General features: G+C 67.5%; 28 protein-coding genes. 17 read left to right on the forward strand and 11 right to left on the reverse strand.

Translation table 11 applies throughout. The annotated features are described in order from the left end of the window. Positions 1–56 precede the first annotated feature (56 nt). The 4 genes from AOZ06_RS09315 to AOZ06_RS09330 all read left to right on the forward strand — a co-directional run bounded on the left by AOZ06_RS09315 (position 57) and on the right by AOZ06_RS09330 (position 2,969). Positions 57–1,358, forward strand: coding sequence for a lysine N(6)-hydroxylase/L-ornithine N(5)-oxygenase family protein (locus AOZ06_RS09315; protein WP_054289068.1), 1,302 nt, complete (start codon positions 57–59; stop codon positions 1,356–1,358). Between the two features lie 13 nt (positions 1,359–1,371). Continuing rightward, positions 1,372–2,415: an iron-siderophore ABC transporter substrate-binding protein gene (locus tag AOZ06_RS09320; protein ID WP_054289069.1), complete on the forward strand. Its 1,044-nt coding sequence runs from the start codon at positions 1,372–1,374 to the stop codon at positions 2,413–2,415. A gap of 10 nt (positions 2,416–2,425) precedes the next feature. Further along, a complete protein-coding gene (locus AOZ06_RS09325; RefSeq protein WP_054289070.1) occupies positions 2,426–2,629 on the forward strand; it encodes an MbtH family protein in 204 nt (67 codons plus the stop codon). Positions 2,630–2,693: 64 nt separating this feature from the next. Then, on the forward strand, positions 2,694–2,969 hold the full coding sequence (locus AOZ06_RS09330) for a YggT family protein (protein WP_054289071.1): 276 nt from the start codon (positions 2,694–2,696) through the stop codon (positions 2,967–2,969). Positions 2,970–3,016: 47 nt separating this feature from the next. Here AOZ06_RS09330 and AOZ06_RS09335 read toward each other — a convergent pair whose 3' ends face one another. After that, on the reverse strand, positions 3,017–4,015 hold the full coding sequence (locus AOZ06_RS09335) for an iron-siderophore ABC transporter substrate-binding protein (protein ID WP_054289072.1): 999 nt from the start codon (positions 4,013–4,015) through the stop codon (positions 3,017–3,019). A 146-nt stretch (positions 4,016–4,161) separates the two neighbouring features. Here AOZ06_RS09335 and AOZ06_RS09340 point away from each other — a divergent pair, with 146 nt between their 5' ends. Together AOZ06_RS09340 and AOZ06_RS09345 are read left to right on the forward strand one after the other, a co-directional pair. Beyond that, on the forward strand, positions 4,162–5,202 hold the full coding sequence (locus AOZ06_RS09340) for a FecCD family ABC transporter permease (RefSeq protein WP_054296523.1): 1,041 nt from the start codon (positions 4,162–4,164) through the stop codon (positions 5,200–5,202). Next, positions 5,199–6,242, forward strand: coding sequence for a FecCD family ABC transporter permease (locus tag AOZ06_RS09345; RefSeq protein ID WP_236952153.1), 1,044 nt, complete (start codon positions 5,199–5,201; stop codon positions 6,240–6,242). The genes AOZ06_RS09340 and AOZ06_RS09345 overlap by 4 nt, the downstream gene beginning before the upstream one ends. Here AOZ06_RS09345 and AOZ06_RS09350 read toward each other — a convergent pair. From AOZ06_RS09350 to AOZ06_RS09360, 3 genes are all read right to left on the reverse strand, one after another. Then, positions 6,150–7,406 (reverse strand): MFS transporter, encoded by a 1,257-nt coding sequence (locus tag AOZ06_RS09350; RefSeq protein WP_083471596.1) that lies wholly within the window; start codon positions 7,404–7,406, stop codon positions 6,150–6,152. The genes AOZ06_RS09345 and AOZ06_RS09350 overlap by 93 nt on opposite strands. A 99-nt stretch (positions 7,407–7,505) precedes the next feature. Continuing rightward, the gene (locus AOZ06_RS09355) at positions 7,506–8,957 is read right to left on the reverse strand and encodes an amidase (RefSeq protein ID WP_054289073.1); all 1,452 of its coding nucleotides are present in this window, start codon (positions 8,955–8,957) and stop codon (positions 7,506–7,508) included. A gap of 65 nt (positions 8,958–9,022) precedes the next feature. Beyond that, positions 9,023–9,709: a right-handed parallel beta-helix repeat-containing protein gene (locus tag AOZ06_RS09360; protein ID WP_054289074.1), complete on the reverse strand. Its 687-nt coding sequence runs from the start codon at positions 9,707–9,709 to the stop codon at positions 9,023–9,025. A 7-nt stretch (positions 9,710–9,716) separates the two neighbouring features. Between AOZ06_RS09360 and AOZ06_RS56075 the strand changes: the two genes are divergently transcribed. The 3 genes from AOZ06_RS56075 (at position 9,717) to AOZ06_RS09370 (ending at position 13,217) form a co-directional block, all read left to right on the forward strand. Next, positions 9,717–10,082, forward strand: a complete 366-nt coding sequence (locus AOZ06_RS56075; RefSeq protein WP_157232935.1) for a hypothetical protein — start codon at positions 9,717–9,719, stop codon at positions 10,080–10,082. A gap of 34 nt (positions 10,083–10,116) precedes the next feature. Continuing rightward, positions 10,117–10,791: a dienelactone hydrolase family protein gene (locus AOZ06_RS09365; RefSeq protein ID WP_054289075.1), complete on the forward strand. Its 675-nt coding sequence runs from the start codon at positions 10,117–10,119 to the stop codon at positions 10,789–10,791. Positions 10,792–10,898: 107 nt separating this feature from the next. Next, positions 10,899–13,217 carry a penicillin acylase family protein gene (locus tag AOZ06_RS09370; protein ID WP_236952155.1) on the forward strand — a complete coding sequence of 773 codons (2,319 nt, stop codon included), beginning with the start codon at positions 10,899–10,901 and terminating at the stop codon, positions 13,215–13,217. Between the two features lie 82 nt (positions 13,218–13,299). On the opposite strand, the gene AOZ06_RS09375 is transcribed toward AOZ06_RS09370, so the two are convergent. Continuing rightward, entirely contained in the window at positions 13,300–13,839 is a 540-nt protein-coding gene (locus AOZ06_RS09375; RefSeq protein WP_054289077.1) for a P-loop nucleotide/nucleoside kinase family protein, read from the reverse strand. A gap of 113 nt (positions 13,840–13,952) precedes the next feature. Then, positions 13,953–15,506 (reverse strand): methionine--tRNA ligase, encoded by a 1,554-nt coding sequence (locus AOZ06_RS09380; protein WP_054289078.1) that lies wholly within the window; start codon positions 15,504–15,506, stop codon positions 13,953–13,955. A gap of 88 nt (positions 15,507–15,594) precedes the next feature. Between AOZ06_RS09380 and AOZ06_RS09385 the strand changes: the two genes are divergently transcribed. The 6 genes from AOZ06_RS09385 to AOZ06_RS09410 all read left to right on the forward strand — a co-directional run bounded on the left by AOZ06_RS09385 (position 15,595) and on the right by AOZ06_RS09410 (position 20,737). Continuing rightward, entirely contained in the window at positions 15,595–16,173 is a 579-nt protein-coding gene (locus AOZ06_RS09385) for a helix-turn-helix domain-containing protein (protein ID WP_054289079.1), read from the forward strand. Positions 16,174–16,242: 69 nt separating this feature from the next. Beyond that, positions 16,243–17,391, forward strand: coding sequence for an NAD(P)/FAD-dependent oxidoreductase (locus AOZ06_RS09390; RefSeq protein ID WP_054296525.1), 1,149 nt, complete (start codon positions 16,243–16,245; stop codon positions 17,389–17,391). After that, the gene (locus AOZ06_RS09395; protein ID WP_054289080.1) at positions 17,382–17,585 is read left to right on the forward strand and encodes a 2Fe-2S iron-sulfur cluster-binding protein; all 204 of its coding nucleotides are present in this window, start codon (positions 17,382–17,384) and stop codon (positions 17,583–17,585) included. The genes AOZ06_RS09390 and AOZ06_RS09395 overlap by 10 nt, the downstream gene beginning before the upstream one ends. Next, positions 17,582–18,838: an NAD(P)/FAD-dependent oxidoreductase gene (locus tag AOZ06_RS09400; RefSeq protein ID WP_054289081.1), complete on the forward strand. Its 1,257-nt coding sequence runs from the start codon at positions 17,582–17,584 to the stop codon at positions 18,836–18,838. The genes AOZ06_RS09395 and AOZ06_RS09400 overlap by 4 nt, the downstream gene beginning before the upstream one ends. Next, complete coding sequence (locus tag AOZ06_RS09405) at positions 18,835–19,734, forward strand: dihydrodipicolinate synthase family protein (RefSeq protein WP_054289082.1); 900 nt, start codon at positions 18,835–18,837, stop codon at positions 19,732–19,734. The genes AOZ06_RS09400 and AOZ06_RS09405 overlap by 4 nt, the downstream gene beginning before the upstream one ends. A 1-nt stretch (position 19,735) precedes the next feature. After that, entirely contained in the window at positions 19,736–20,737 is a 1,002-nt protein-coding gene (locus AOZ06_RS09410) for a proline racemase family protein (RefSeq protein ID WP_054289083.1), read from the forward strand. A gap of 333 nt (positions 20,738–21,070) precedes the next feature. Here AOZ06_RS09410 and AOZ06_RS53670 read toward each other — a convergent pair whose 3' ends face one another. The 5 genes from AOZ06_RS53670 to AOZ06_RS09430 form a co-directional block, all read right to left on the reverse strand. Beyond that, complete coding sequence (locus AOZ06_RS53670) at positions 21,071–21,718, reverse strand: histidine phosphatase family protein (RefSeq protein ID WP_083471597.1); 648 nt, start codon at positions 21,716–21,718, stop codon at positions 21,071–21,073. A gap of 159 nt (positions 21,719–21,877) precedes the next feature. Next, on the reverse strand, positions 21,878–22,618 hold the full coding sequence (locus tag AOZ06_RS09415; RefSeq protein ID WP_417999945.1) for an energy-coupling factor ABC transporter ATP-binding protein: 741 nt from the start codon (positions 22,616–22,618) through the stop codon (positions 21,878–21,880). Beyond that, on the reverse strand, positions 22,609–23,370 hold the full coding sequence (cbiQ, locus tag AOZ06_RS09420) for a cobalt ECF transporter T component CbiQ (RefSeq protein ID WP_054289084.1): 762 nt from the start codon (positions 23,368–23,370) through the stop codon (positions 22,609–22,611). The genes AOZ06_RS09415 and cbiQ overlap by 10 nt, the downstream gene beginning before the upstream one ends. Continuing rightward, positions 23,371–23,706 (reverse strand): PDGLE domain-containing protein, encoded by a 336-nt coding sequence (locus tag AOZ06_RS09425; protein ID WP_054289085.1) that lies wholly within the window; start codon positions 23,704–23,706, stop codon positions 23,371–23,373. Continuing rightward, positions 23,703–24,398 carry an energy-coupling factor ABC transporter permease gene (locus tag AOZ06_RS09430; RefSeq protein WP_054289086.1) on the reverse strand — a complete coding sequence of 232 codons (696 nt, stop codon included), beginning with the start codon at positions 24,396–24,398 and terminating at the stop codon, positions 23,703–23,705. The genes AOZ06_RS09425 and AOZ06_RS09430 overlap by 4 nt, the downstream gene beginning before the upstream one ends. A gap of 1,150 nt (positions 24,399–25,548) precedes the next feature. On the opposite strand from AOZ06_RS09430, the gene AOZ06_RS56080 reads away from it, so the two are divergent. Both AOZ06_RS56080 and AOZ06_RS09440 read left to right on the forward strand, forming a co-directional pair. Next, positions 25,549–25,914 carry a hypothetical protein gene (locus AOZ06_RS56080; RefSeq protein ID WP_157232937.1) on the forward strand — a complete coding sequence of 122 codons (366 nt, stop codon included), beginning with the start codon at positions 25,549–25,551 and terminating at the stop codon, positions 25,912–25,914. Between the two features lie 137 nt (positions 25,915–26,051). After that, positions 26,052–26,438 (forward strand): histone-like nucleoid-structuring protein Lsr2, encoded by a 387-nt coding sequence (locus AOZ06_RS09440; RefSeq protein WP_054289088.1) that lies wholly within the window; start codon positions 26,052–26,054, stop codon positions 26,436–26,438. Positions 26,439–26,478: the final 40 nt, after the last annotated feature.

The following is a 26,478-nucleotide window of genomic DNA, read 5'->3' on the forward strand; positions in this document are numbered from 1 at the left end:
CTGACCTTAGTTAGGTTAGGGTGACCTTGCATCTGTTGGTCAACGATGGGACGGGTATGGCAGAGCCAGCGGTCTACGACATCGTCGGGGTCGGCTTCGGTCCGTCGAATCTGGCACTCGCCATAGCGCTGACCGAGTACAACGAACGCGCGGGCAAACCCGTCACCGCGCAGTTCCTCGAACGCCAGCCGCGCTTCGGCTGGCACCGCGGAATGCTCATCGACGACGCCACCATGCAGGTCTCCTTCCTCAAGGACCTGGTCACCATGCGCAACCCGACGAGCCGATTCACTTTCCTGTGCTATTTGAAGGAACGCGGCCGTCTCGTCGACTTCATCAACCACAAGAACCTTTTCCCGCTGCGGATCGAATTCCACGACTACTTCGAATGGGCCGCCGCCCAGGTCGACGACCTGGTCGCCTACGGCCGCGACGTCGTCACGGTCACACCGGTTCCCGGCGGCGAGTTCTTCGACGTGCACGACTCCACCGGCGAGGTGTTCCGGGCCCGCAACATCGTGCTGGGCACAGGATTGCGCCCGACCATGCCGGAAGGCGTCGTCTCCGACGAACACATCTGGCACAACAGCGAACTGCTCCACCGGATCGACACCGTCGAGGACCCGCGGCGCCTGGTCGTGGTGGGCGCGGGGCAAAGCGGCGCCGAGGTCACGGCGTTCCTGCACGAGCGCTTCCCGCAAGCCGAAGTGTGCGGTGTCTTCTCCCGCTACGGCTACAGCCCGTCCGACGACAGCTCCTTCGCCAACAGGATCTTCGACCCCGACGCGGTCGGCGAGTTCTACGCCGCGCCGGAACACGTCAAGCAGCGGCTGATGGGCTACCACGCCAACACCAACTACTCGGTCGTCGACATCGACCTCATCGACGAGCTCTACCGCCGCGAGTACCAGGAAAAGGTGCGCGGGGCGCGGCGGCTGCGGCTGTTCAACGCCGCCCGGCCCGCCCAGGTCCTGCGCACCGAGAACGGCGTCCGGGTCACCGTGGAGACGCTCACCACGGGCGAGCGGACCGTGCTGGACGCCGACGTCGTCGTGTTCGCGACCGGATACCTTCCCGCCGACCCGGTCGGCAGGCTCGGCGAGGTCGCCGGATACTGCCTGCGTGACGACAGTGGACGGTTGCGTGTGGACCGTGACTATCGCGTTTGGACTGTCGACGACCTGCGCTGCGGGATCTACCTGCAGGGTGGAACCGAGCACACGCACGGCATAACGTCGTCGCTGCTGTCCAACACAGCCGTCCGCGTGGGGGAGATCCTCGACGCGATCGTGTCGAGGCGAGTGGACGAACCAACAGGGCAACCAGAGCTCGTCGTGAGTGGAGTTCGGTCGAAGTGACAAAGGATCAGTGATGTTGTTCTCGCCCATCGGGCGCAAGCTCGCCGCCGCGGTGCTGACCGCGGGTGTGGCCGTTTCCTTGTCCGCTTGCGGCAGTGGCCAGACCACGCCGGCACCGGCGCCCGCCGCCGGTCAAGCCACGTCCGGTGCGCCCGCCGCAGCGGCGTTCCCCGTGACCATCGAGCACAAGTTCGGCAGCACCACGCTCAACGCCGAGCCCAAGCGCGTCGTGACGGTCGGCCAGACCGACCACGAGGTCGTGCTCGCCTTCGGTGTCAAACCGGTCGGCGCGACGGACTGGTTCGGTGAGCGGCCGTTCGCCAACTGGCCGTGGATCGACAGCAAGTGGGGCGACGCGCGCCCCGAGGTGATCAGCGACGGCTCCGAGCCGAAGCTGGAGAAGATCGCGGCGCTGCGGCCGGACCTGATCATCGGCCAGTACGCCGGGATCAACAAGGAGCAGTACGAGAAGCTGTCGAAGATCGCGCCGACGGTCGCGCAGAACGGCAAGTACGAGGACTACTCGGCGCCGTGGCGGGAAACCACGCTCACCATCGGCAAGGCGCTCGGCAAGTCGGCCGAGGCGCAGAAGACGGTCGCGGGCATCGAGGCCAAGTTCGCCCAGATCCGCAAGGACCACCCCGAGTTCGGCGACAAGAAGCTGATCGTCGGCGACGGTTCGACGCCGGGCAAGTGGGGCGTGTTCTCGCCGAAGGACCCGCGTGTCACGCTGCTGGCCGAACTGGGCTTCAAGGTGGACCCGAAGCTCGACGGCAAGACCAAGGACGGCACGCCGATCGAGGTCGGTGACGAGGGACTCGACCTGATGGAGACCGATGTCCTGGTGATGCTGCCGGAGCGGGCGGACGACGTCACGCGGATCAAGCAGAACCCGGTGTACGCCAACCTCGCGGTGGCCAAGACCGACCGCGTGATCTACATGCCGTACCAGACACCGTCGACCGGTGCCGCGCTGTCGTTCGCGACCGTGCTCAGCATCCCCTACATGATCGACGAAGTGGTGCCGCCGCTGTCGGCCGCGGCGAAGAAACTCTGAGGAGCGCGAGATGACCAACCCGTTCGACGACCCGGACGGCACCTTCAAGGTCCTCGTCAACGACGAGGGCCAGCACAGCCTGTGGCCGGAATTCGCCGACGTGCCCGCGGGCTGGGCGGTCGCGCACGGCCCCGGCACCCGCCAGGCCTGCCTGGACTACGTCGAGGCGAACTGGACGGACATGCGCCCCAATTCGCTCATTCAGTCCATGTAGACAGGTATTTCTCAGACTCCTCTCACCATCGCGCGGCAAGCTGGGTGGTGAGAGGAGTTTTGCCATGAGTGCAGTGGGAGCCTTGCTCAGCCTGGTGCTGACGCTGTTCATCGTCGTGCTGGTGATCCGCGCCGTCCTGGACTGGACGGGTGTCCTCGCCGGTGGCGGCAGCGGTGTGGCACGGGCGCGTGGCGTGGTCCACGCCATTACGGAGCCGGTGATCCGCCCGGTCCGGCGTGTGGTCCGGCCGGTCCGGATGGGCGCGATGTCGTTCGACCTGGCGTTCACGTTGGTCTTCGTGGCCGCGGTGGTCCTGCGCGGCCTGGTGGGCTGGTTGTAGCAGCGCAAAGCGGTCGCCCGGTGATCCGGGCGACCGCCGCTTTCGTGCTACTTGACGGCTGCCGCGAGCTGCGGGACGTACTTCTCCAGCAGGAACGGCAGGCTGAGCACGGAAATGAACGACACGGAGCTGCCGTAGTCGGAGGCCTCGTCGATCAGGATGTCGCGCTTCTCCTTGGCCACCTTGAGGCTGCTGTAGACCGGGTCCTTGGCCAGCGCCTCCTTGGTCTGCGGCCCGGCGAGCCAGATCACCACGTCCTGGTCGAGCATCTCGGTCTGCTCCTTGCTGATCGAGATGCCGAACTTGTCCCCGATGACCTTGTCGAGCTGCTCCGGCGACTTGAAGCCCAGCGAGTGCAGCAGGCGCGTGCGCGGGTCGTTCGAGCCGTAGACGAAGTAGCCCTCCCACGTGGTGGCGATCACGGCCGTGGACTGCTCGAACTTCGGGTTCTCCTTGCGTGCCTTGGCGATCAGCGCCTCGGATTCGGCGATCAGCTTGTCGGCCTGCGCCGGCTTGCCGACGACCTGGCCGACCTTCCTGGTCATCTCCTGCCAGCCGATGCCGTAGTCCGGGAACTGCTTGGGCTGCGCCACCGTCGGCGCGATCTTGCTGAGCTTGTCGTACTGCTCCTGGGTCAGGCCCGAGTACAGGCCGATGATCGCGTCGGGGCGCAGTGCCGCGATCTTCTCCATCTGCGGGCCGCTGCCCTCGTCGACCAGCACGGTCGGTTTGGGGGCGCTGCCGAGTTTGGCGGTCGCCCACGGCGCGATGGCCCCTTCGTGCTTCTTGAGCCAGTCGGTCGTGGCGACCGGGACGACGCCGAGCGCCAGCAGCGCGTCCTGCTCCATCAGGCCGACGAGCACGATCCGTTTCGGCTCGGCCTTGATGGTGGTGCTGCCGTACTTGTGGTCGATCGTGACGGGGAACGCGGCAGCCTCCGGCGTGCCACCGGACTGGGGCGCCGCCGCCGGGGGCGGCGGCGTGGTCGATCCGGAGCCGCACGCGGCCAGCAACAGCAGGCACGCGGCCAGCAAATAGCGAATCATTGAACTAAACCCTTCATCGACTGCCCGGCCACGCGGGGTTCGGGATCCCCGTCCACGAGTGCGGCGGCCACCTGGTGTTTCCATACCCGAGGACTTCGGTTAGCCTAGCCTCAATTGTCGGAATCTTGGACCTGGTGGTGCGTGTGGTGAGCGTTACGGACCACGCGGAGCCCGCCCAGAAGAAGACGGCGCCGCGGGCGACCAGGGCCATCGGCCTCGTCGTCGCGCTCGCCGCCCTCGTCGTGGTGTGCCTGCTGAGCATCTGGTTCGGATCGAAGGACATCCCGTTCGCCTCGACCTGGAACGTGCTGTGGCACAACGACGGGTCACGCGACGCGGTGATCATCCACTCGGTACGGATCCCGCGGACCATCCTCGGCCTGCTGGTCGGGGCGGCGCTGGGCCTCGCGGGCGCGCTGATGCAGGCGTTGTCACGCAACCCGCTCGCCGAACCCGGCCTGCTCGGTGTGAACGCGGGTGGCTCGGCCGCCGTGGTGCTCGGCATCGGCGTCTTCGGTGTCTCCGGTGTGTCCGGTTACGTGTGGTTCGCGTTCTTCGGCGCGGGCGCCGCGACCGTCATGGTCTACCTGCTCGGGTCAACCGGCCGCAGCGGACCGACGCCCGACCGGCTCGTGCTGGCCGGAGCGGCCGTCAGCGCCGTGCTGTACGCGTTGATCCACGCGTTCCTGCTGTTGAACCCCTTGGCTTTCAACGAGTTCCGGTTCTGGAACGTCGGCTCGCTCAGTGGCCGCAACATGGACACCGTGCTGCAGTTGTTGCCGTTCTTCGTGATCGGCATCATGCTCGCGCTCGCGTTGAGCCGCTCGCTGAACGCGCTCGCGCTCGGCGACCAGGCGGCGATGGCGCTGGGTGCCCACATCGGACAGACACGGGTGCTCGGCGTGATCGCCGTGACGCTGCTGTGCGGCGCCGCCACCGCCGCGGTCGGGCCGATCACGTTCGTCGGGCTGGCCGTGCCGTACGTCGTCCGGCTGATCACTGGCCCCGACCAGCGCTGGATCCTGCCGTACACCCTGGTGGTCGCGCCGATCCTGATGATCGGGTCGGACGTGGTCGGCCGTGTGCTCAACCAACCCTCGGAGCTGCAAGTGGGCATTGTGACCGCGTTCCTCGGCGCGCCGGTGTTCATCTGGCTGTGCCGTCGCCGCCGGGTGATCAAGCTGTGAGCATCGACACGGCGGTGCGTGGCCGCTCGATCCGGATCGCCCGGCTGTCGCTGCGGCTGGACATCCGCGCCGCGGTGGTGTGCGTGGCCATGGTCGCGTCGATCGTGGTGCTCACGTTCCTGACGATGACCACCGGCGACTACCCGCTCACGGTGTCCGAGGTGGTGGACACCGTGCTCGGCCAGGGCCCGCCCGGAGCCGAGTTCATCGTGCTGGAACTGCGGCTGCCGAGACTGCTGACCGCGCTGCTGGTCGGCGGCGCACTGGGGATCAGCGGCGCGATCATGCAGCGGCTCACCGACAACCCCTTGGGCAGTCCGGACATCATCGGGTTCACGGCTGGCTCGGCGACCGGCGCGCTGACGGTGATCGTGCTGACCGACGGCGGCATGATGGCCGTCGCGGGCGGCGCGCTGGTCGGCGGTGTCGTCACGGCGATCCTGATCTACCTGCTGGCGTTCAAAGGCGGGGTGCAGGGTTTCCGGCTGGTGCTGATCGGAATCGGCGTGAGCGCGATGCTGTACGCCGCCAACGACTACCTGATCACGCACTCCTCGCTGCAGGACGCGATCGCCGCGACCGCGTGGCAGGTCGGCGGTCTCAACGGGCGCGGGTGGGAACACGTCGAACCGGTGGCGTGGTCGATGCTCGTGCTCCTGCCGTTCGCCGTGTTCTTCAGCCACCGCCTGTCGATCCTGCAAATGGGCGACGACGCGGCCAAAGCGCTCGGTGTGCGCGTCGAAAGCACCAGGCTGGTCCTGATCGCGGTGAGTGTCGCCCTCGCCGCGATCGGCACGGCAGCGGCGGGACCGATCGTGTTCGTCGCGCTGGCCGCGCCGCAGATCGCACGGCGGCTGACCGGAGCACCGGCCGCGGGGCCGCTCGCGGCGGGACTGATGGGTGCGCTGCTGTTGCTGCTCAGCGACTTCACTGTGCAGAAGGTGTTCTCACAGTCGCAGCTCCCGGTCGGTATCGCCACGGCCACCATCGGTGGCGTGTACCTCGCCTGGCTGCTCGCCGGCGAGTTCCGGCGCCGGTGACCCGGCGAGTGCGACAGCGACCGCCCCGAACGCGCCGACCAGCGCGAAAACGTAGAAGCCCCACGGGTACGCGACACCAGCGTTCAACAACGCCCCGCCGACAATGGGACCACTGATGGCGCCGAGCCTGCCCACGCCCGCGGCCATCCCCAGAGCGGTGGCCCTGTTCCCGTCCACATAGGTCCGTCCGATGTAGGCGTACACGAGAACCTGGGCGCTGAAGACGAAGCAACCCGTTACGAACACCGCGGCATACGCGCCGAACTGCGGCATCTTGACGCTCAGCAACGCCAAGAACACCGCTGCGGCGACGAACCACAACACGGTGGGCCGTCGAATGCCCGCCCGGTCGGCGACGGCACCCGCGATCAGCAAACCGACCACAGCGCCGACGTTGAGCGTCAACAGCAAGGCCAGCGCGGCGCCCAACTCGTAACCCGCGGACCGCATGATCTGCGGAAGCCACGTGTTCAGCCCGTACACCAGCAGCAAGCCCATGAACGACGTGACGCAGAACGCCACCGTCGACCGCGCGTACCCACTCTTGAACAACGAGGCGAACGCGCCGAGCGCGGTCCGCTTGTGCTCGAACGTCGCCGACTCCGGCAGGTACTTCACCATCAACGGCACGAGAACAAGCGCGGGAGCCGCGCCGATGACGAACATCGCCCGCCACCCGAGGTCGGGAATGATCAGGATGCCAAGCAACGCGGTGAGAACGGCGCCGACGTGATAGCCGGTCATGACCGTCGTCGTCGCACTCCCGGTCCGGCCACGGCGAGCGTGCTCGTTGACGATCGCGATGGCCGTCGGCAGACACCCGCCCAGCCCGAGCCCGGCGAGGAACCTGAGCAACCCGAATACGAAAACCGACGGCGCGACAGCGCAGAGCGCTGTGAAGAACGAGAAACTGACGACTGAGAGCACCATCGCCTTGCGCCGGCCCAAGGTGTCGGTCAGCGCGCCGACCGTCAGCGCGCCGATCATCATGCCGACGAGACCGAAGGTGGAAACGGTCGCCGCGCTCCCGGCGGTCAACCCCCAGACCTTCTGTTCCAAAAGGACGGGGATGACCGTGCCGAGCACGACCAGGTCGAACCCGTCAAGCAGAACAGCGCTCCAGGCAAGGGGAATCGCCCATCGGCGGTCAGCGGCATTCGGCATGTGTCGCTCCATCGCGTCGTCGAACTGCCGAGACGATAGGAGCGGATGGCCAGGATCACACCCCCGGCTTCCGCTGGACGGAAGCCGGGGGTGCGCGGCTCACTCGGGTGCCTGGAAGCCCCCGATCTCCCGTTCGAGCAGCTCGGCCAGCCGCAGCGGGGTGCGGTCCTCGAACATCGGGCCGACGAGCTGCACGCCCACCGGCAGTCCCTCGGCGGACCGGCCCGCCGGTACGGCGGTGGCGGGCAGGCCGGGCATGGTGGCCAGCCCGGCCCAGACGAACTGGTCGATGAACGGGTGGCTGACGCCGTCGATGTCGATCAGCCGTTCCCCGAGACTGGGGTTGAGCTCGTGCGGGAAGGCGGGAGTGGGCGTGATCGGGCAGACCACGACGTCGAATTCGGCGAAGAACTGCCGCCAGCCGTGACGGTGCGCCTCGCGCCGGTCGTTCGCCTGGACCCAGTCCCGGTGGCTGAACGCCCCGCCGCGCATCCGTACCGCGTCGAGACTCTGGTCGTCCTCGCTCAGCCCTGCCACGTGCTGCACCAGCTGTTCGTACCTCTCGGCGGGGAAACGTCCGGTGACGCCCGAGAACCACAGCTGCGCGTAGAGGATCGCGGCTTCGGTCAGGTCGGGCAGCAGCGAGCTGTGCCGTTCGACGCGGGCGCCGCTCCCGGCCAGTGCGTCAGCCACCCGGTTCACGCCCGCCCGCACAGCAGCCCCGGTCGGGATGTACGGGTGATCGTCGAGGATCAAGACCCGGAAGTCGCCCAGTCGTTCACGGCGTGCGGGTGGCAGCGCCAGGGTGTGCGCCATGCCGTGTGTCAACGGGTCCGGTCCGGCCATCACGTCGAACAGCAGCATGAGGTCACGGGCGGAGCGCGCCATCGGGCCGACGACGGCGAGGTCCAGGTCGACGGGCAGTGCCGGCGCGGGCGGCGCGACCATGCCGCGACTGGGCAGCAGCCCGAGCGTGGGCTTGTGTGCGTATATACCGCAGAAGTGCGCGGGGGTACGCAACGAACCGCCGATGTCGGAGCCGATGGACAGCGCGCCGAACCCGGCCGCCAACGCCGCCGACGACCCGCCTGACGAACCACCCGGCGTCCGGCTGTGATCCCACGGGTTGTTGGTGGTGCCGTAGATGTCGTTGCGGCTCTGGATGTCCTGCAGCCCCACCGGCACGTTGGTCTTGCCGAGTATCACCGCGCCCGCGTCCCTCAGCCGTGACACTTGCAGAGCGTCTTCTGCAGGCACATAGTCCCGGTGTTCCGGCACGCCCCATGTCGTCGGCAGCCCGGCCACGTCGTAGGACTCCTTGACTGTCACCGGGATGCCGAGCAACGGGCGATCCTCGCCACGGGCGCGAGCCTCGTCGGCGTCGCGTGCGGCGGCACGCGCCCGGTCGAAATCCGGTACGCAGATCGCGTTGATCGCCTTGTCGTCTCGTTCGATCCGGGCGATCGCCGCGTCGGTCAGGTCCACTGAGGTCAGTTCACCGGAGCGCAAGCAGGCCGTGAGTGCTTCGGCTGTCTGGAAGTTCGGATCCACGATCCCGACTGTAATCACGGGTCGGTGAGGGCATGAAATATCTTTTGGCGCAACGATTCCGGCGCTTATTCCGCCGACAGCGGCGCCAGCGTGTCGTCGCGGAAGTTGCCGGACGCCTCGATGCGCCCGTCGGTCACGTCGAACGGCCCGAACCGCCACGTCGGCACGATCCGGTTGTTGAGCACGCGGACGCCGACCGGGAATCCGTTGCCCTGGCTGCGAACCTGCACCGCGAAGTTCCCACCGGCCAGCAGGTTGTCCGCCACCAGGAAGTTGCGCGAGTCGCCCTGTTCGGTGGCGATCCTGACCACCGCGTTCTTGCCCGTCGCGTCGTTGATGAACGTGTTGTGGCGCAGCACGACGTTGCGCGCGCCGGAGGACTGGATGGCGTCGTTGTGGCAGATGTCGCAGCTGGCCAGGTCGTGCACGTAGGAGTCCTCGATCAGCACGTCGGCACCCATGTGCGGGCCCTCGCCGAGGCTGTGGATGTTGACGCGCCGGAGCGTGTAGTACTCGAACCCGACGGCCGCGTTGGTCGTCCCGGAGTTCAGCCCGTCGATCTCGGTGTCCTCGATGACGGCGTTGCGGAAACCCTCGTACACCCGGATCGGGAAATAGCTCTCGCAGCGGATCCGGCTGCGTTTGATCTTCACGTTGTCGGCCTTGATGCTGACGCAGCCGCGGATGTCCTTCCCGTCGATCACGGCACCGCGTTCGGTGATCTGGAACTCCGCGTCGGCGGTGAGGTTCACGCCCGCGGTGGTCAGTTTGACACCGGTCGGCTGCCAACCAGTATTGCTGGCATCGGGAAAGCCACATGCGCGCAGCGATTTCACGCAGTTGACCTTCGGTTGCGCGGGCGGCGGCTGCGGCGGCGGGGAAGTGTTTTGTTTCGGTGTTCCGCTACCGCTCGGCGCGGTTGTGGTGGATTGCGGGACGCTCGACGGCGTGGCCGTTCGCGATGACCACTCGACGGGAGCGGGTGGCGCGGCCGGTGGCGCGGCGGTTGTTTCACAGGCGACGAGAGTGGTGCTGACCGCCGCGATCGAGATGATCGTTCTCAGCCTGCGGCGGCGGTTGGGTAATAACTCGGCCATTCGTCCTCCCAGTCGGCAGAAAGGGTAGGTTCGCACGCGTGACATCGCAGCGTACTGAATCCGTGCGTACTCAGGACGGTGAATTCGACCTGAAGATCTGGTCACCGGAAGGCGGTGGTCCCGCCGTGCTGGTGATCCAGGAAATCTTCGGAGTCGGCGAGTACATCGAGGCCGTCGCCGGTGACCTGGCCGGCCTCGGGTACGTGGCCGCGGCGCCGGACATGTTCTGGCGGCTGCGGCCGGGCTGGCGCGCCGGGCACGACGACGAAGGACTGGCGCAGTCGATGGACCTGGCCAGCCGGTTCGACCCGGTCACCGGTGTCACGGACGTGGCCGCCGCGGTCGACCACCTGTCGCGGCTGCCCGAGGTGACCGGCGGTGTCGCGGTGCTCGGCTTCTGCTTCGGCGGCACGGTGGCCTTCGCGTCCGCGGCGGCGATCACCCCGGCAGCTGTGGTCTCGTTCTACGGCTCCGGTGTCCCGGCCCAACTGGACCTGCTCGACAAGATCGAGTCACCGCTGCAGTTGCACTTCGGCGGGCAGGACCCGTACATCCCGGCGGAGCAGGTCGCCGAGGTCGCCGCGGCGGTCGAGGGACGGCCGAACGTCGAACTGCACATCCAGCCCGACGGCGGGCACGCCTTCCACAACCGGGTGGCGCCGCGGTTCCACCAGCCCGAACCAGCCGAACGCGCGTGGGCGCTGGCCGTGGAGTTCCTCCGGAAGAACCTCGTTTGACCTGGTCGCCGCCGGTGGTCGCGCGGTTGCGCCACCGGTGGCGGGAGGTTGCCGATTCAGGGCGTTCCCGGATGCCACGCGTGGTGCGGTCACGTAGAAAGATCTCCGTGTCCCTATCGAGAAGAGTGATCACGCTCGCCGCCGCGGTCGCGGTGGCTGTCCCGCTGGTGGCGACGCCAGGTTCAGCGGAGCACCGAGGTTTCTCCGCCGTCGTGCGGTACACCGAGAACGGCGTCCCGCACATCAAGGCGAACGATTTCCCCAGCCTGGGTTTCGGGTTCGGCTACGCCGCGGCGAAGGACAACATCTGCCAGATCGCGGATCTCTACGTGACGCTGAGCGCGCGCCGCTCGGAGTTCTTCGGCCCGGACAAGCCCGGCAACTCCGCGGTGGGCAGCGCGTCGACGAGCCTGGCCAGCGACCTGTACTTCCAGCAGGTCAACGACTCGCGGGTGGTGGAGGAGACGCTCCGGCAGCGCCCGCCGCTCGGCCCGCGCCAGGAAGCCCGCGAGGTCATCGCCGGCTACGTGGCCGGCTACAACCGGTTCGTCCGGGAGCGCCGGATCACCGACCCGGCCTGCCGCGACGCCAAGTGGGTCCGGCCGATCGCGGAGATCGACGTCTACCGCCACCTGCACGCCCTGGGCACGATGAGCGGCCAGGCGCTCGTGATGGACCAGATCACCTCGGCCCAGCCACCGGCCGCCCCGGTGACAGCGCCCGAGATCCCGCGGGACGCGGCGGCCAGGGTCACCAACGCCCTCGATGCGACCAAGGACATGGGCAGCAACGGGTTCGCCTTCGGCCGTGACGCCACGGCCAACGGCAAGGGCCTGCTGCTGGGCAACCCGCACTTCCCCTGGCAGGGCGGCCGCCGGTTCTGGCAGTCCCAGCTGACCGTCCCCGGCAAGCTGGACGTTTCAGGCGCGAGCCTGCTCGGCCTGCCCTTTGTGCAGATCGGCTACACAAGGGATGTCGCCTGGACCCACACGGTGGCCACCCCGCGCACATTCGGCCTGTACCAGCTGCGACTGGTGCCGGGTTCGCCGACGACCTACCTGGTCGACGGCAAGCCGGAGCAGATGACCAGCCGCAAGGTGACCGTGCGCAGCCGCGACGCCGACGGCAAACCGGTGGACGTCGAACGGACGCTGTGGTCCACCCGGTACGGCCCGGTGGTCGGGCCGGCGCTCGGTCTGCCGCTGAACTGGACGACCACCACGGCCTACGCGATGCGCGACGGCAACTGGGGCAACATCCGCTCGGTCAACACGTGGTTCGAGATGGCGCAGGCCCGCGACACCCGCGGCATCGTCAAGGCGCTGTCGGACACCCTCGGCTCGCCGTGGGTCAACACGATCGCCACCGACCGGTCGGGCAACGCGACCTACGCCGACGTCCAGGCGGTCCCGAACATCACCGACGAACTGGCGCGGCAGTGCAGCACGCCACTGGGTGCGGCGGTGTTCCCGTCCACCGGCCTCGCCGTGCTCGACGGCGCGAACACCAGCTGTGCCTGGGGCAACGACCGGGACGCGGTCGTGCCCGGACTGCTTGGCCCGTCCAAGCAGCCAGTGCTGACCAGGCCGGACTACGTGGCCAACTCCAACGACAGCGCCTGGCTGACCAACCCGGCCGCGCCGATCACGAACTACCCGCGGATCGTCGGCGACGTGGCCACCGAGCGCGGCCCCCGCACCCGGATGGCGATCACGGAGCTGGACGGCAAGCGGTTCTCCAGGCAGGCCATCCAGGACACCTTGTTCACCGACCGCAGCCTCATCGGCCAGATCGCCGCGGGTGACACGGCAAAGATGTGCGACACGCTGCCGGATGTCGCGGACGCCTGCGCGGCGATCAGACAATGGGACAAGTCGTACTCCACATGGAGCAAAGGCGCGCTGCTGTTCGAGCGGTTCTGGATGAAGGTCCCGCAGGGCTCGTGGAAGATGCCGTTCAACGCCGCCGACCCGGTCCGCACACCCAACACGCTCAACACCGACAGCCCAGCGGTCCGCAAGGCCTTCACCGACGCCGTCGCCGAACTGCGCGCCGCGAAGATCCCGATGGACGCCCCACTCGGCCAGAACCAGTACGTCGTCCGAAACGGCGAACGCATCCCGGTCCACGGCGCGCCCAACAATCTCGGCGTGCTCAACATGCAGGTCCCGATATGGGACCCGGCCAAGGGCAATACCGAATTGGCGCACGGATCCAGCTACATCCAGGCCGTGTCATTCGACAACGACAGCTGCCCGGACGTGCGGACGTTGCTCACGTACTCCCAGTCCACCGATCCGACCTCGCCGCATTTCGCCGACCAGACGAAACTGTTCTCCCGAGGCGAATGGGCCCGCGGCCGGTTCTGTGAGCACGAGATCCTGACATCACCCGCGCTGAAGATCGTCTATTTGTTCCAGAGATGACACCCGGTCGGGAAAGAATGCTTGACGGAGCGAGCCGGGCTTGCTCCGTCAAGCAACCTCCCTGATTCGCTGTAGTGAAAAATCAGCCAACCTTCAAATAGAGTCCCGAATTCGCGGTCGCGCGGTCCACCAGTTGCGCGGTGTTCCAGCCCAGCGGCCGGATCCCGGCCAGCAACCGTGCCCGGACAATGGGTGACCGCCGCATGTGCCGGGCGAAAGACCATTTCAGCAGCACCCGCCCGCGCGCCACCTGACCGGCGAGCGCCTCAGCGGGCGTGCAGTCGATCCAGAGGAAATGCCGGTCCCGCCCCGACAGGGCGCCGATCAACGCGAACAACGTCCGTGAGCCCGCACCCGTCGCCGGGTCGTGCACCAGCACCGGCCGCCGTGAGAACAGCACGACCGCCAGTACACGCGCGGCGTGCAGCACGTGCACCAGCGGCCGGTACCAGCCGTACGGGACCGAACGGGGAAACAGACGCGCCATCAAGGACCGAACGTGGTCGGTGTCGAGCACGCGAATAGGCACGTTGGCCTGGGTTCGCCGCAGCAACGTGCTCTTGCCGGAACCCGGCAGGCCCGCCACGACGACCAGCGCCCGGCTTTCGACCGTAATGTCCATATCCGGACAACGTACGGCTGTCCGCGTCAGTTCTCCCGATGAACTTCTTTCAGGGTTCACCCCTGACCCGTCACCCGGCGGGCACCTCGGCCCGCCGGGTCACAGGCGCCGGGTCACTCCGCAGCTGGGGCCTCGACCCGCGGGAACAGCGCCGCGGACTTGGTCACCTGCACGCCGGCCAGCGAGTCGAGCCAGTTCTGGGCGCCGGGGACGGCGTCCGGCTCGGAGCCCAGCGTGCGCACGATCGACTCGGCGGCCTCCGGCAGGAACGGCAGCAGCAGCCGACCCAGCTGGCGCACCGCGCCGACCAGGTAGTGCAGCGTGGTGTCCAGCGCCGCGGCCTGGGCCGGGTCCTTGGCCAGGTGCCACGGCGCGCGCTCGTCGACGTACGCGTTCGTCCGGCGGACCAGGTCCCAGATCCGGGCCAGTGCCTCACGGTGGTCGTAGCCGGCCATCGCCGTGATGGACGCCTGCTCACTCGCGGCCAGCTGCTCGGCCAGCGCCCGCTCCGGGGCACCGATCTCGGCAGGCTCGGGAATCACGCCGTCCCGGTAGCGCACGGTCATGCTCGTCGCCCGCGACAGCAGGTTGCCGAGGCCGTTGGCCAGGTCGGCGTTGTAGCGCGCGATCAGCCGCTCCTCGCTGAAGTCCCCGTCGATGAACGGCGAGAACTCGGCCAGCAGGAAGTAGCGCACCGCGTGCGAACCGAACCGTTCGATCAGGTCGGCCGGGTCGATGACGTTGCCGGTGGTCTTGCTCAGCTTCTGGCCGGACGCGGTGATGTAGCCGTGCACGACCACCTCGGTCGGCATCGGCAGGCCTGCCGACATCAGCATCGCCGGCCAGTACACCGCGTGGAACCGGGTGACGCCCTTGCCGACCACGTGCACCCGCTTGGCCGCGTCGGCCCAGTACTTCTTGTACTCCTCGCCGTCACGGGTCCACCCGAGCGCGTTGGTGTAGTTGGTCAGCGCGTCGATCCAGACGTACATGACCTGGTTGTCGTCGCCGGGGACCGGGATGCCCCAGCCGCGGGCGCGGCCGGTGGACCGGGAGATGGAGATGTCCTCGAGGCCGGACCGCACGAAGCTGGCGACTTCGTTGAGGCGCGACTCCGGGACCACCTTCAGCTCACCGGACTCGAGCGCGCTCAACAGTTTTTCTTGATAGTTCGACAGCCGGAAGAAGTAGTTCCGCTCGCTGACCAGGTCAGGCACGGTGAAGTGCTCGGGGCACTTGCCGTCGACCAGCTCGGCGGGCGAGTAGAACTGCTCGCAGCCGACGCAGTACAGGCCCTCGTAGTCCTTGGCGTAGATGTCGCCGCTGGCTTCCATCCGGCGCCAGATCTCGATCGCGCCGTCGATGTGGTCCTGGTCGACGCTGGTGCGGATGAACCGCGACAGCTTGGTCTGCAGGTCGGTGGCCATCCGCTCGAAGAAGACGACGTTGCGGTCGACCAGTTCGCGCGCGGTGATGCCTTCCTTCTCCGCGGCCAGCACGTTCTTGAGGCTGTTCTCGTCCGAGCCGCTCAGGAAGTAGACGTCCATACCCTGGCTCGCCATGTGCCGGGCGTACGCGTCGGCCTGGCTGTACTCGAACGCGTGCCCCAGGTGCGGCTGCGCGTTCACGTACGGGATGGTCGTCGAGATGAAAGCGGCCTCGGCCATGATCTTCCTAACCTCTGGAATGCCGGATGGCCAAGCTTATCCACCAGCGGTTGGGTAGCCTTCGCCGGGCGATGGCGAGGAGGCCGGTGTGGTCAGGGAACAGGCTGGTCAGGTGCTGGCCGCGAACCTCAGGGCGCTGCGCGGGCAAGCGGGTCTGTCGCTGTCGGAGCTCGCGAGGCGCTCCGGGATAGCCAAGGGGACGCTGTCGCAGCTGGAATCGGGGACCGGCAACCCGACGATCGAGACAGTGTTCAGTTTGTCGAACGCCTTCAACGTGCCGGTGTCGACCCTGCTGACCGAGCGGACCGACCCCGGCGTGGTACTGGTCCGCTCGGCGAGCCTGGACGTGCTCAGCAGCAACGCCGTCGACCTGCGGCTGCTGCGCCGGATGGACCTGACCGACACGGTGGTCGAGGTCTACGACCAGCGCGTCCGGCCGGGCGCGGTCCAGCACTCCGCCGGTCACCCTGGGCTTGAGCACGTCACAGTCACGGCGGGTCTGCTGCGCTTCGGCCCGCCCGATGAGCCGTACGTCCTCGGACCGGGCGACTACATCTGCTTCCCGGCGCACCGCCCGCACATCTACGAGGCCGTCGACGGGCTGGTCGTGTCGGTCCTGCTGCTGCAGTACCCGGCCGGAGCGGTGACCGCGCCGGTGCACTCCTAACGGCCCATTGGAAGACCCGGGCTTCTCCGGTTACCCTGCTGTCGTTCACTTTAATGAACGGTGGTGGTCATGCGGCCGGACGTCGTGGTCGTCGGTGCGGGCATTGTCGGTGCGGCCTGCGCCGAGGCGCTCAGCGCGGCCGGGGTCCAGGTCACCGTCATCGACCAGGGCGCTCCGGCAGGCGGCACGACCGCGGCGGGCGAAGGCAACGTGCTGCTGTCCGACAAGCCGCCCGGTCCCGAACTCGAGCTGGCCAAGGCCTCGGTCGCGCGGTGGCCGAAATTGCTGGCCACCCTCGCTGACCTGCTGGGACCCGAGCAGGCCGAGGTTGAATGGGACCCGAAGGGCGGCCTGGTGGTCGCGCTGGAGAACGCCGACGCGCTGGCCGGGTTCGCCGGCCACCAACGCCAGGCCGGCGTACGGGCGGAGCTGATCACGCCGTCGGACGCGCTGGCACTGGAACCGAACCTCACCCGGGACGTGATCGCGGCCGTGCACTACCCGGACGACGCTCAGCTGCAGCCCGTCCTCGCGGCGACGACCCTGCTGGCGGCGGTGCGACACCGGGGCGGGCAGGTCCGCGGCGGCGTCACCGCGCTGGGACTGCGACCAGACGGCGTGCGGACCTCTGAAGGTTTTCTTCAATGCGGCGCGGTGGTCAACGCCTGCGGCCCGTGGGCCGGTCGGTTCAGTGAACTCGCCGGTGCGCCGATCGACATCCAGCCACGCAGGGGAGTGGTCCTCGTGACGAGCCACACGTCGTACACCGTGCGGCACAAGGTGTACGACGCCGACTACGTGGGCGCGGTCGAAAGCGGAGCCGCCGACCTGCAGACCTCGACAGTGGTCGAGTCGACTCAGGCGGGGACGATCCTGATCGGGTCCAGCCGCGAACGCGTCGGCTTCGACGAGACCATACGAGTGGCCGTGCTGCGAGAACTGGCGCGCAAGGCCGTCAGGCTGTTCCCCACACTGGCCACGGTCCCGATCATGCGCGCGTACGGCGGATTCCGGCCGTACGCGCCCGACCACCTGCCAGTGATCGGCCCGGACCCGCGCGTACCCGGTTTGTGGCACGCGACCGGGCATGAAGGCGCCGGGATCGGCCTGGCCGCCGCGACGGGCCAGCTCCTGGCCGACCTGTTCCTCGGACGAGAGCCCGAGGTCGATCCCTTTCCCTTCCGCGTAGACCGACCGGCGGTGATGACATGCACGTGACTGTCGACGGCGAACCAGTGCCCGCGAAGCCCGGCCGAACCATCGCGGCACTGCTGCACACCATGGGACGCGCCCGGATCTTCTGCGGCATCGGCGTGTGCTTCGACTGTGTAGTCACCCTTAACGAAGTGCCGGATGTTCGTTCGTGCCAGCGAATAGCGACCGACGGCGACACCGTGCGGACCCGGCCATGAGAGTGGTCGTGATAGGCGCCGGACCTGCGGGAATCAGCGCCGCGCGGGCCGCGGCCACGCGGGGCGCCGAAGTGGTGCTGATCGATTCCGGGCCGTCAGTGGGTGGCCAGTTCTTCCGCCAGCCCCACGACCGCCCGCGCACAGTCCCCGGTGTCGAACACCTGGCATCCACGGTGGTCTGGGCGATCGAAGGCCGCCGGGTGCACGTGTTGTCCGGTCCAGCCGACGGGCCGGACAGGAAAGCCAGGACGATCGACGCCGACGCCCTCGTGCTCGCGACCGGCGCACACGACCGAGTCGTCCCGTTCCCCGGCTGGGACATGCGCGGCGTCTACACCGCGGGCGCCGCCCAGATCCTGGCCAAGGAACAACGCCTGCCGATCGGCCGCCGTGTCCTCGTGGCAGGCACCGGGCCGTTCCTGCTGGCCGTCACGAAGGCGCTGATCGACGTCGGCGCCAAGGTCACCGGCGTGCTGGAGGCCAACTCCCCGGCGCGCTGGCTGCGTGCACCACTCGCCGGCCGGCACAAGCTCGGCGAGGCCGCGCAGTACATGGCTCTGCTGGCGCGCCACCGGATTCCGTACCGGCCGCGGACCGCGGTCGTGGCGGTCCACGGAGGCGACCAGGTCCGGACCGCGACCGTCGCGAAGCTCGACGCGGACTGGAACGTCCAGCGCACCGAGCAGGTCGAGGCCGACGCGGTGTGCGTCGGCTACGGCTTCACGCCCCAGCTGGAACTCGCGATCGCAGCGGGCTGCGAACTGGCGGACGGCTTTGTGAAGGTCAGCTTCAAACAGGCGACCTCGGTCCCCGGCGTGTTCGCGGCGGGTGAGATCACCGGCATCGGCGGCGCGGACCTCGCGGCAGCGGAAGGAACCGTCGCCGGGATTGCCGCCGTCGACGGCGACGTGCCGCATGACACGCTGCGGAAAGTACGACAGGGCCGCAGGTTCGCGACCGCATTGGCCCAGGCGTACCCGATCGGGCCGGGGTGGCGCGACTGGCTGGCCACCGACACGATCGTCTGTCGCTGCGAGCGGGTCACGTACGGCGCGTTGTGCGACGCCGTCGACACGCGGTCAGCGACGGGAGCACGGACCGCGAAGCTGGTCAGCCGAGTGGGCCTGGGTCGTTGCCAAGGACGGACCTGCTTGCGCAACGCCGCCGACCTGACCGGAGTGGCATTCCCCGAACGACGCCCGATCGCCGCACCCCTGCGGTTGGGTGAACTCGCAGCCAAGGAGGAACAGTGACACAGGAGAGACTCGACGGCGTCATCGTCGCGACCGCGTTGCCGTACGCCGAGGACCCGACGGCGCCGGCCGGGCTGCGGGTCGACCTGGACCGCTACGCCGACCACTGCGGCTGGCTGATCGAGAACGGCTGCCGCGGCGTCGGCCCGAACGGCTCGCTCGGCGAATACTCCTCACTGACCGACGACGAGCGCCGCGCGGTGGCGCGGACCGCGATCGAAGCCGTGGGGGACAGAGGCATCGTCGTGGTCGGCGTGCACGGCGTCGGCTCGCACCAGGCACGGCACTGGGCCGAGGTCGCGGCGGAGGACGGCGCGGACGGCGTGCTCTGTCTGCCGCCGACGCTGTACCGGGCCAACCCGTCGGAAGTGATCAAGCACTTCGAGCAGGTCGCGTCGGTGGGCCTGCCGGTGATGGTCTACAACAACCCGTTCGACACGAAGGTCGACCTGACTCCCGAGGTAATCGCGGAGATCGCCACGATCGACAACGTGGTCGCGGTCAAGGAGTTCTCCGGCGACGTGCGCCGCGTGACCGAGATCCGCGACGTGGCACCGAACCTGGCCGTGGTCGCCGGAGCCGACGACGTGCTGGTCGAGTCCGTGCTGATGGGCGCGACCGGCTGGTTCGCCGGATTCCCCAACGTGTTCCCCGCGGAGTCGGCGCGGCTGTTCTCCCTCGCGCTGGAAGGGAAATTGGCCGACGCCCGCACGTTGTACGAAACGATGATCGGCGCGTTCCGCTGGGACTCACGGACCGAGTTCGTACAGGCGATCAAGTACGGCATGGACTACGTCGGCCGCTATGGCGGTCCGTGCAGGCCACCCCGCGGCCCTCTGTCGGCGGAGCAGCTCACGGCGCTGGAAGCCGACATGCGGCGAGCAGTGGGAGCCTGACATGCGCGCCAGCCGCTACTTCACCGCGGTCGACTCGCACACCGAGGGCATGCCGACGCGCGTGATCACCGGGGGAGTCGGCGTGATCCCCGGCGACACGATGGCGGGGAAACGCGCCTACTTCGTCGAACACCTCGACCACATCCGGCAGTTCCTGGTCAACGAACCCCGAGGTCACGCGGCCATGAGTGGCGCGATCCTGCAGCCACCGACCAGACCGGACGCCGACACAGGCGTGATCTACATCGAAGTCTCCGGCTGCCTGCCCATGTGCGGACACGGCACGATCGGCGTAGCCACCGTGCTCGTGGAAACCGGCATGGTCGACGTCGTCGAACCGGTCACCACAGTGCGACTGGACACGCCAGCGGGCCTGGTCGTCGCCGAGGTACAGGTACACAACGGCCGGGCCGAATCGGTCACCATCGAGAACGTGCCCTCGTTCGCACTGGAGCTCGACGCAGCGGTGACCGTGCCGGGAATCGGCGAGGTCCGCTACGACATGGCCTACGGCGGGAACTTCTACGCAGTACTGCCGATCAAGGACCTGGGCATCCCCTTCGAGAAGTCCGAAAAGGACAGGATGCTCACAGCGGGCCTGCGGATCATGGCAGCGATCAACGCGGAACGCCGACCAACGCACCCGGAAGACCCGAGGATCAACGGATGCAAACACGTACAACTGGTCGCCCCCGGCACTGACGGCAGCGATGCCCGCAACGCCATGGTGATCCACCCCGGCTGGTTCGACAGATCACCATGCGGCACAGGAACATCCGCACGAATGGCCCAACTGCACGCACGCGGTGAACTCGGAGTAGGACAGGACTTCATCAACGAATCCCTGCTCGGCACCGCATTCACCGGACGACTGACAAAAGAAACCACGGTCGGATCACTGACAGCGGTCATCCCCGCAGTAACCGGACGCGCCTGGATAACAGGTATGGCGCAATACCTGCTGGACCCCACAGATCCCTTCCCCACAGGCTTCACACTCTGAAGCAGAAGGGCAAGGGACCGGCCCGCGGCGGGAAGCGCGTCAGTGCGGAACCATCGTGGAGCGGCGAGCGCGCATGTGCAGAACCAGCCGACAGTGACCCGCGTAGGGCAAGGGGCCAGTCCACAGCGGCAAGCGCGCAAGCGCAGAAGGGTGCTTCGGGGGAGCTCCTGCCCAGAGGTCAGCCCCCCGGCGAGGGAAGGCTTGTTCCGTGCGAGGACACGGCGCCTCGGGCGATCACCACACCCCAATCATGGTTGCAAGAACCAAGAAGATAAGGAGTTCCTCGCCAAAAAGCCCACCAAGAAGGGAGCAAAAAACGACCGGCGAACCCCGTCAACACCCACCACTCTGAAGTGCCACAGGAAGATGAGCCGTAGTCGCAAGTGAAACCTGATACCCCCGCTCCCGATGCGAAACCAACGGCAGAATAGAGCAGTGGGGGACAACACTCGCCAGATGGAAAGCACGAAACCGCCGCATATTACCGCTGTCAGGGACGGCATCGCCAGTAAGGATCGCCCACACAACGACACGCATGAACATGCCGTGAGTAAAAGCGACGATCTGCGAACAGCCGCTCTCCTCCATGCGCGTAAGGAACCCGAGCGCCCGACTGTAGACATCCACAAAGGACTCGGGACGTTCGTCATCCCGGTGGTGAGGATCAGCGGCTTCCCAGTACGGATCAGCTGTGCGTGGCTCTGCCGGCGGCGGCTTGTGACGGAGACGGGCGAACTCCTCGATCGGCCATTCTTCGACGAGCGCGCTGGGGAAGCGGTCGATGGTTGGCTGGGCTGTTTGTCGGGCGCGCAGGAGAGGCGAGGTGACAACCAGGTCCGGTGCGTGGGTGAACATCTCGGCGACCAGCGCCGCTTGTTCTTCGCCCAATGGTGTCAACGGGTTCGCCGTCGATGCCGTGGTGTGGTTGCCCTCGGGTGTCCTGCTCTCGCCATGTCTGATCAGCAAGGCAGTCTGTGCCATGCAGTCATGTTAGCGTGACTCTGATCGGCAAATTGCTACCCACGTTGGCAGCAAGCTATTCGGTACGCAGGCGCACCACAAGCCGATCAACCAGCTCACGGCCTGCCAGAGAGAGCGGCCGAATGGGCCGGGCGGACAGAGCGGGCAGATCAGCACGCATCAGGTCGGGATACGGAATCCGTACGGCAGTTCAAGCCTGTGCTGCGCAAGCAGTTCCGTGTCGGCCAAGATCTTCTCCGTCGGACCGTCCGCCACGATCACGCCGCCGTCGATCAGAATGCTCCGTGGGCACAGCTGAAGCGCGTACGGCAAATCGTGCGTGACCATCAACATGGTGCGGTTCAACGAGAGCAGCACTTCCGCCAGTTCTCTCCGGGCGATCGGTTCCAGGTTCGCCGACGGCTCGTCCAGCACCAGGATCTCCGGGTCGCACGCCAGCACGGTCGCCACCGCGACCCGTCGTCGTTGGCCGAATGACAGGTGCAGCGGGGACTTGTCGCGCAGGTGCGCCATGCCCACCGCGTCGAGGGCCGAGCTCACGGCCGTGCCCAGTGCCGCGCCGGTCACGCCGAAGTTCGCTGGCCCGAAGGCGACGTCCTCGCCGACTGTCGGCATGAACAACTGGTCGTCGGGGTCCTGGAACACCACGCCGACGCGCCGCCGGATCTCCTTGAGGTTCGCCTTCTCCACCGGCAGGCCCGCCACCGCGATCCGCCCGGCGCCCGCCTGCAGCACCCCGTTGAGGTGCATCACCATCGTGGTTTTCCCGGCGCCGTTCGGGCCGAGGACCGCGACTCGTTCGCCTGGGTCGATGCGCAGGTCCACGCCGAACAGCGCTTGTGTGCCATCCGGGTAGGCGTACGCGAGTCGTTCGACCAGCAGCGCGGGGGTCACGTCCACAGCGACACCGTAAGGGTGACGGCGAATATGGCCGCGGGCACCAGCCCCGCCACCCACACGCCGATCGCTGGGCGTTCCTGGTTCGCGTCGGGCAGCACGCCCGACCAACCCCTGGACACCATGGCGATGTGTACGCGCTCGCCGCGTTCATAGGAGCGGATGAACAGCGTGCCGATACCGCGTGCGGTCGCTCCTAGCTGCCACAGGAACCGGGGGTCGTGTCCACGGCTGATGCGGGCGATGCGCATCCGTCGGGCTTCTTCGACGATGACCTCCACGTACCGCACCATCAGCGTCGCGATCGTGACGAACAGACTGGGCACGCGCAGTCGTTGCAGACCGGCGATCAGGTCACGCTGGCTCGTCGTCGCGGCCATGGTCAGCGACACGAGCACGCCCAATGTGCCCTTGACCAGGATGTTCCACCCGGCCAGCGAACCTTCCACCGACACGGGCAAGCCGAGGAAGTCCGTGCGGGGCCCGCCACCGACGAACGGCAGCAGCACGGCGAGCACGACGAAGGGAACCTCGATCACCGCACGCGCCGCGAACCAGCGCACGGGCACGCGGGCAACGCTCCAGATCGCGACCAGGACGACGAGGTACGCCGCGAACGCACCGAACTCACTGCGCGGTGTCGCCACGACGCACAGCACCATCGCCAGCGCAGCGACGATCTTGATCTGCGGTGCGACGCGGTGCACCGCCGAGTCACCTGCGCGGTACAACAGGTGGCTGTGCCCCGCGCCCACCTACGTGTCCTTCGGCGAACGCTTGCGCAACAACCAGAAGAAACCACCGGCGACCGCCAGGGTCGCGATCACGCCGATCACACCGGCGACACCGGCCAAGGTGTCGTCACCGCCGACGGAGTAGTCCGCGAGCGGGCTGTCCTTGAGCGCGTGTTCTTTCGCGCCCTGCGCGATGCAGTTGCCTGACAGCTGCTCGTTTTCCCCGACGGTGCAGCCCTGCAGCGTCGAGTGGTCGAGACCGTCCGGATCGGAGTCGGCGAAATAGGACACGCCACCCGCGAGGATCAGGGCGACAAGGGCGAACCCGACGAAGAACAGGCCACGACGACTGGTCACGACGCCTCCTTGAGCACGAGCGGGCGAGAAGTACCGCGCAGCAGGTGCACCAGATCGGGGCGCACAGCACCGACGGCGCCGACTGTGAGCGCGGTGATGACGCCCTCGCCGATCCCGATGAGACAGTGCACACCGATCACCGTCGCGGCCACGCCGCCCAGCGCGAACGCGGGATCGCCGCCGATCGCGAACTCGAGCACGAAACCGAGCGACGCGATCACCGTGTTGCAGAAGGCCGCGATGAACGCCACCGCGACGAGACCGACCTTGTTGCGGGCGGCGATTTTGCGCAACAGGACCGCGACCAGGTAGCCGGCGGCGGTGCCGATCAACGCCATGTTCGTGATGTTCGCCCCCAAAGCGGTCAAACCGCCGTCAGCGAACAACAACGCTTGGAGGACAAGCACAATTGTCACGCACAGTGCGCCGGACCACGGCCCGACGAGGATCGCGGCGAGCGCACCGCCGAGCAGGTGCCCGCTCACGCCGGGTAGCACGGGGAAGTTCAACATCTGCACGGCGAAGATGAACGCCGCGACCAGGCCCGCCATCGGTGCGGTGCGGTCGTCGAGGTCACGCCGCGCGCCGATCGTCGCGAACACCAGGCCGAGCACCGCGATCGCACCGAAGAGGATCGACGTCGGGGCGTTGAGCAGACCGTCGCTCATGTGCATCGCCACGGAGGTGGGCATGTAAGGCCTCCTTACAAGCGTCGACTCACCCTAATCGCCACACGCACGTTGTCACCAGGCTCTGGCAACAGCACATACACGTGGTTCGGGGCCGTCCTGCCGGTGGCCTGGTGGAAAGCGATGAAAACGTTTACATTCACCCTGTCCACCCACCGCCGGGATCATTCGACGACGTGAAGGTTGGGATAGATCTCCGTCATCTGTCGCGGACAGCCGTGGTTTGCCACCGCCGTGAGTGCGATATCACCCCGGATTGCTCCGAACGGCCTATGCCGAGCCGATTGGATTGAACACCGCGATACCTGCGTCGCCTCGGCGGCAGGCCGGTGCCACCGGTCTGCCGAATTTCCGGGGTGTGAATTTTCTCGCCATGGATCCCGCTGTACGGGGCGAAAAGGCAACTCGACCAGCAACGCGGAGGCGTTCCGGAAGACTATCGGCTCCGCTTGGTCAACGGCGGCAGCCACGTGACCGTGCCGCAGGGCGACTGTGCCGCGAGGGCGATTCCCCGCCAGGCAACGCGGACTTTCACCTGGAATCCGCGACTGTCCTGAAGTCCGGCGTGTCGAAATTCCGCACCGGGCTCGCCCGGTATGACGGCATCGAGTGCATGAACCGCTTGCCGATGGTCTATCCCCGCGGTCGGGCGAACATCGCGCTGCCCGGAAGCGGCATCCGGGACGCGGACGCCACTTCCTCCGGGGAACAAGGGTTCCGGCCGCGCGGCGAGGGGAATCCGGATCCCAGCGGAGGCGACCGATCCGGCCAAGCAGGTGTTTCCCGGATCAGGACGCACCACGCGGTCCGCGTTCATCGAGCGGTCGACTGCGTCATGGTCCATATCCAGGGCGACACCCCTGAACCTCGAAATTCTGGCAAATTCACCCAACGCTGTGCAAGAACGTGACAGTCGACGAGGTCGCCGCCTGCGTGAGCACCGCGTCTGTCAGCACCGCCGGACTCGATCCCGACGCTGATCACGAGTCGTCGCAACTGCGCCCTCAGCGCGCACGGCAACAACATCGGGATCAAGTCCGGCGGAGACGACGGCGGCCACCGGAACGGGAACATCGTCGTGGCCAACTGCTCGATGGACGGCAACTGAGGCGCGTTCACCTGTAGCAGCCGGTAGACCGGCGGTATCCGGAACGTGCACGCCCACAAGTTGAATGTCATTGGTGCGGCCGAGTACGCCCTGTACGTCAAGCCCAACACCAAACGCGGCGGTTTCCCGCAGAACTTCCGCCCCCGGTGTTCCTCGCGGCGGGCCACAACGAGCGGACGGCGAACTCCTGCCGCGTTCGGGCCGTTTACCGCCACCAACTCGGTCCGCTCGAAGGACGCTCGAGTGTTCGACGTCAGCGGCCTGTCGAACGCTCCCGTCAAGGGACTCGCGGCGGCCGATCGTAAGTTCGCCTGCGTGTCCGGCACGACCAACAACCTCAAGAACGCGGACGAGCGCAAGTTCACAAACGTGACGGTCAACGGAAAACCTATCCGAAGCATGTCCGTGTGATCCGCCACGCCGGAACACCGGTAGTTGCGAAGTGCGGGTACTGGCAAACTATAGTCTCTCGTAACTCCTCGCGCCGGTAGATTCCATCGGTGGGAGTTACCCATTGTCACCACTGTCGCAAATCGAGGTAACCTTTAATGGCTCAGAGGGTCACCGTCCAGTTGGTTGATGACCTCGACGGCACCGCCGCCGACGACATCAGCACCGTGAGCTTCGCACTCGACGGCGTGAGTTACGAGATCGACCTCACCGAGGCCAACGCCGAGAAGTTGCGTTCCGGCCTCGAGGAGTTCGTGAACTCCGCCCGTCGCACCGGCGGTCGCGTCAAGCGCGGCGCCGCCCCGGCCAAACGCGCCGGATCGCCCGCGAGCCGGGAGCAGACCAAGGCCATTCGTGACTGGGCCCGGCAGAACGGCTTCGAGCTTTCCGACCGCGGTCGTATTCCGGCCAACGTCATCGAGGCCTTCGAGGCCGCGCACACCGGCAAGGGCAAGAAGAAGGCTGAGCCGGCATTCTCGTCGTGACGCATGCGCTGGAAGTGGCCAGGGGGAGAGCCACTTCCAG

The sequence above is a fragment of the Kibdelosporangium phytohabitans genome (genome assembly GCF_001302585.1).
Classification (GTDB): Bacteria; Actinomycetota; Actinomycetes; order Mycobacteriales; family Pseudonocardiaceae; genus Kibdelosporangium; species Kibdelosporangium phytohabitans.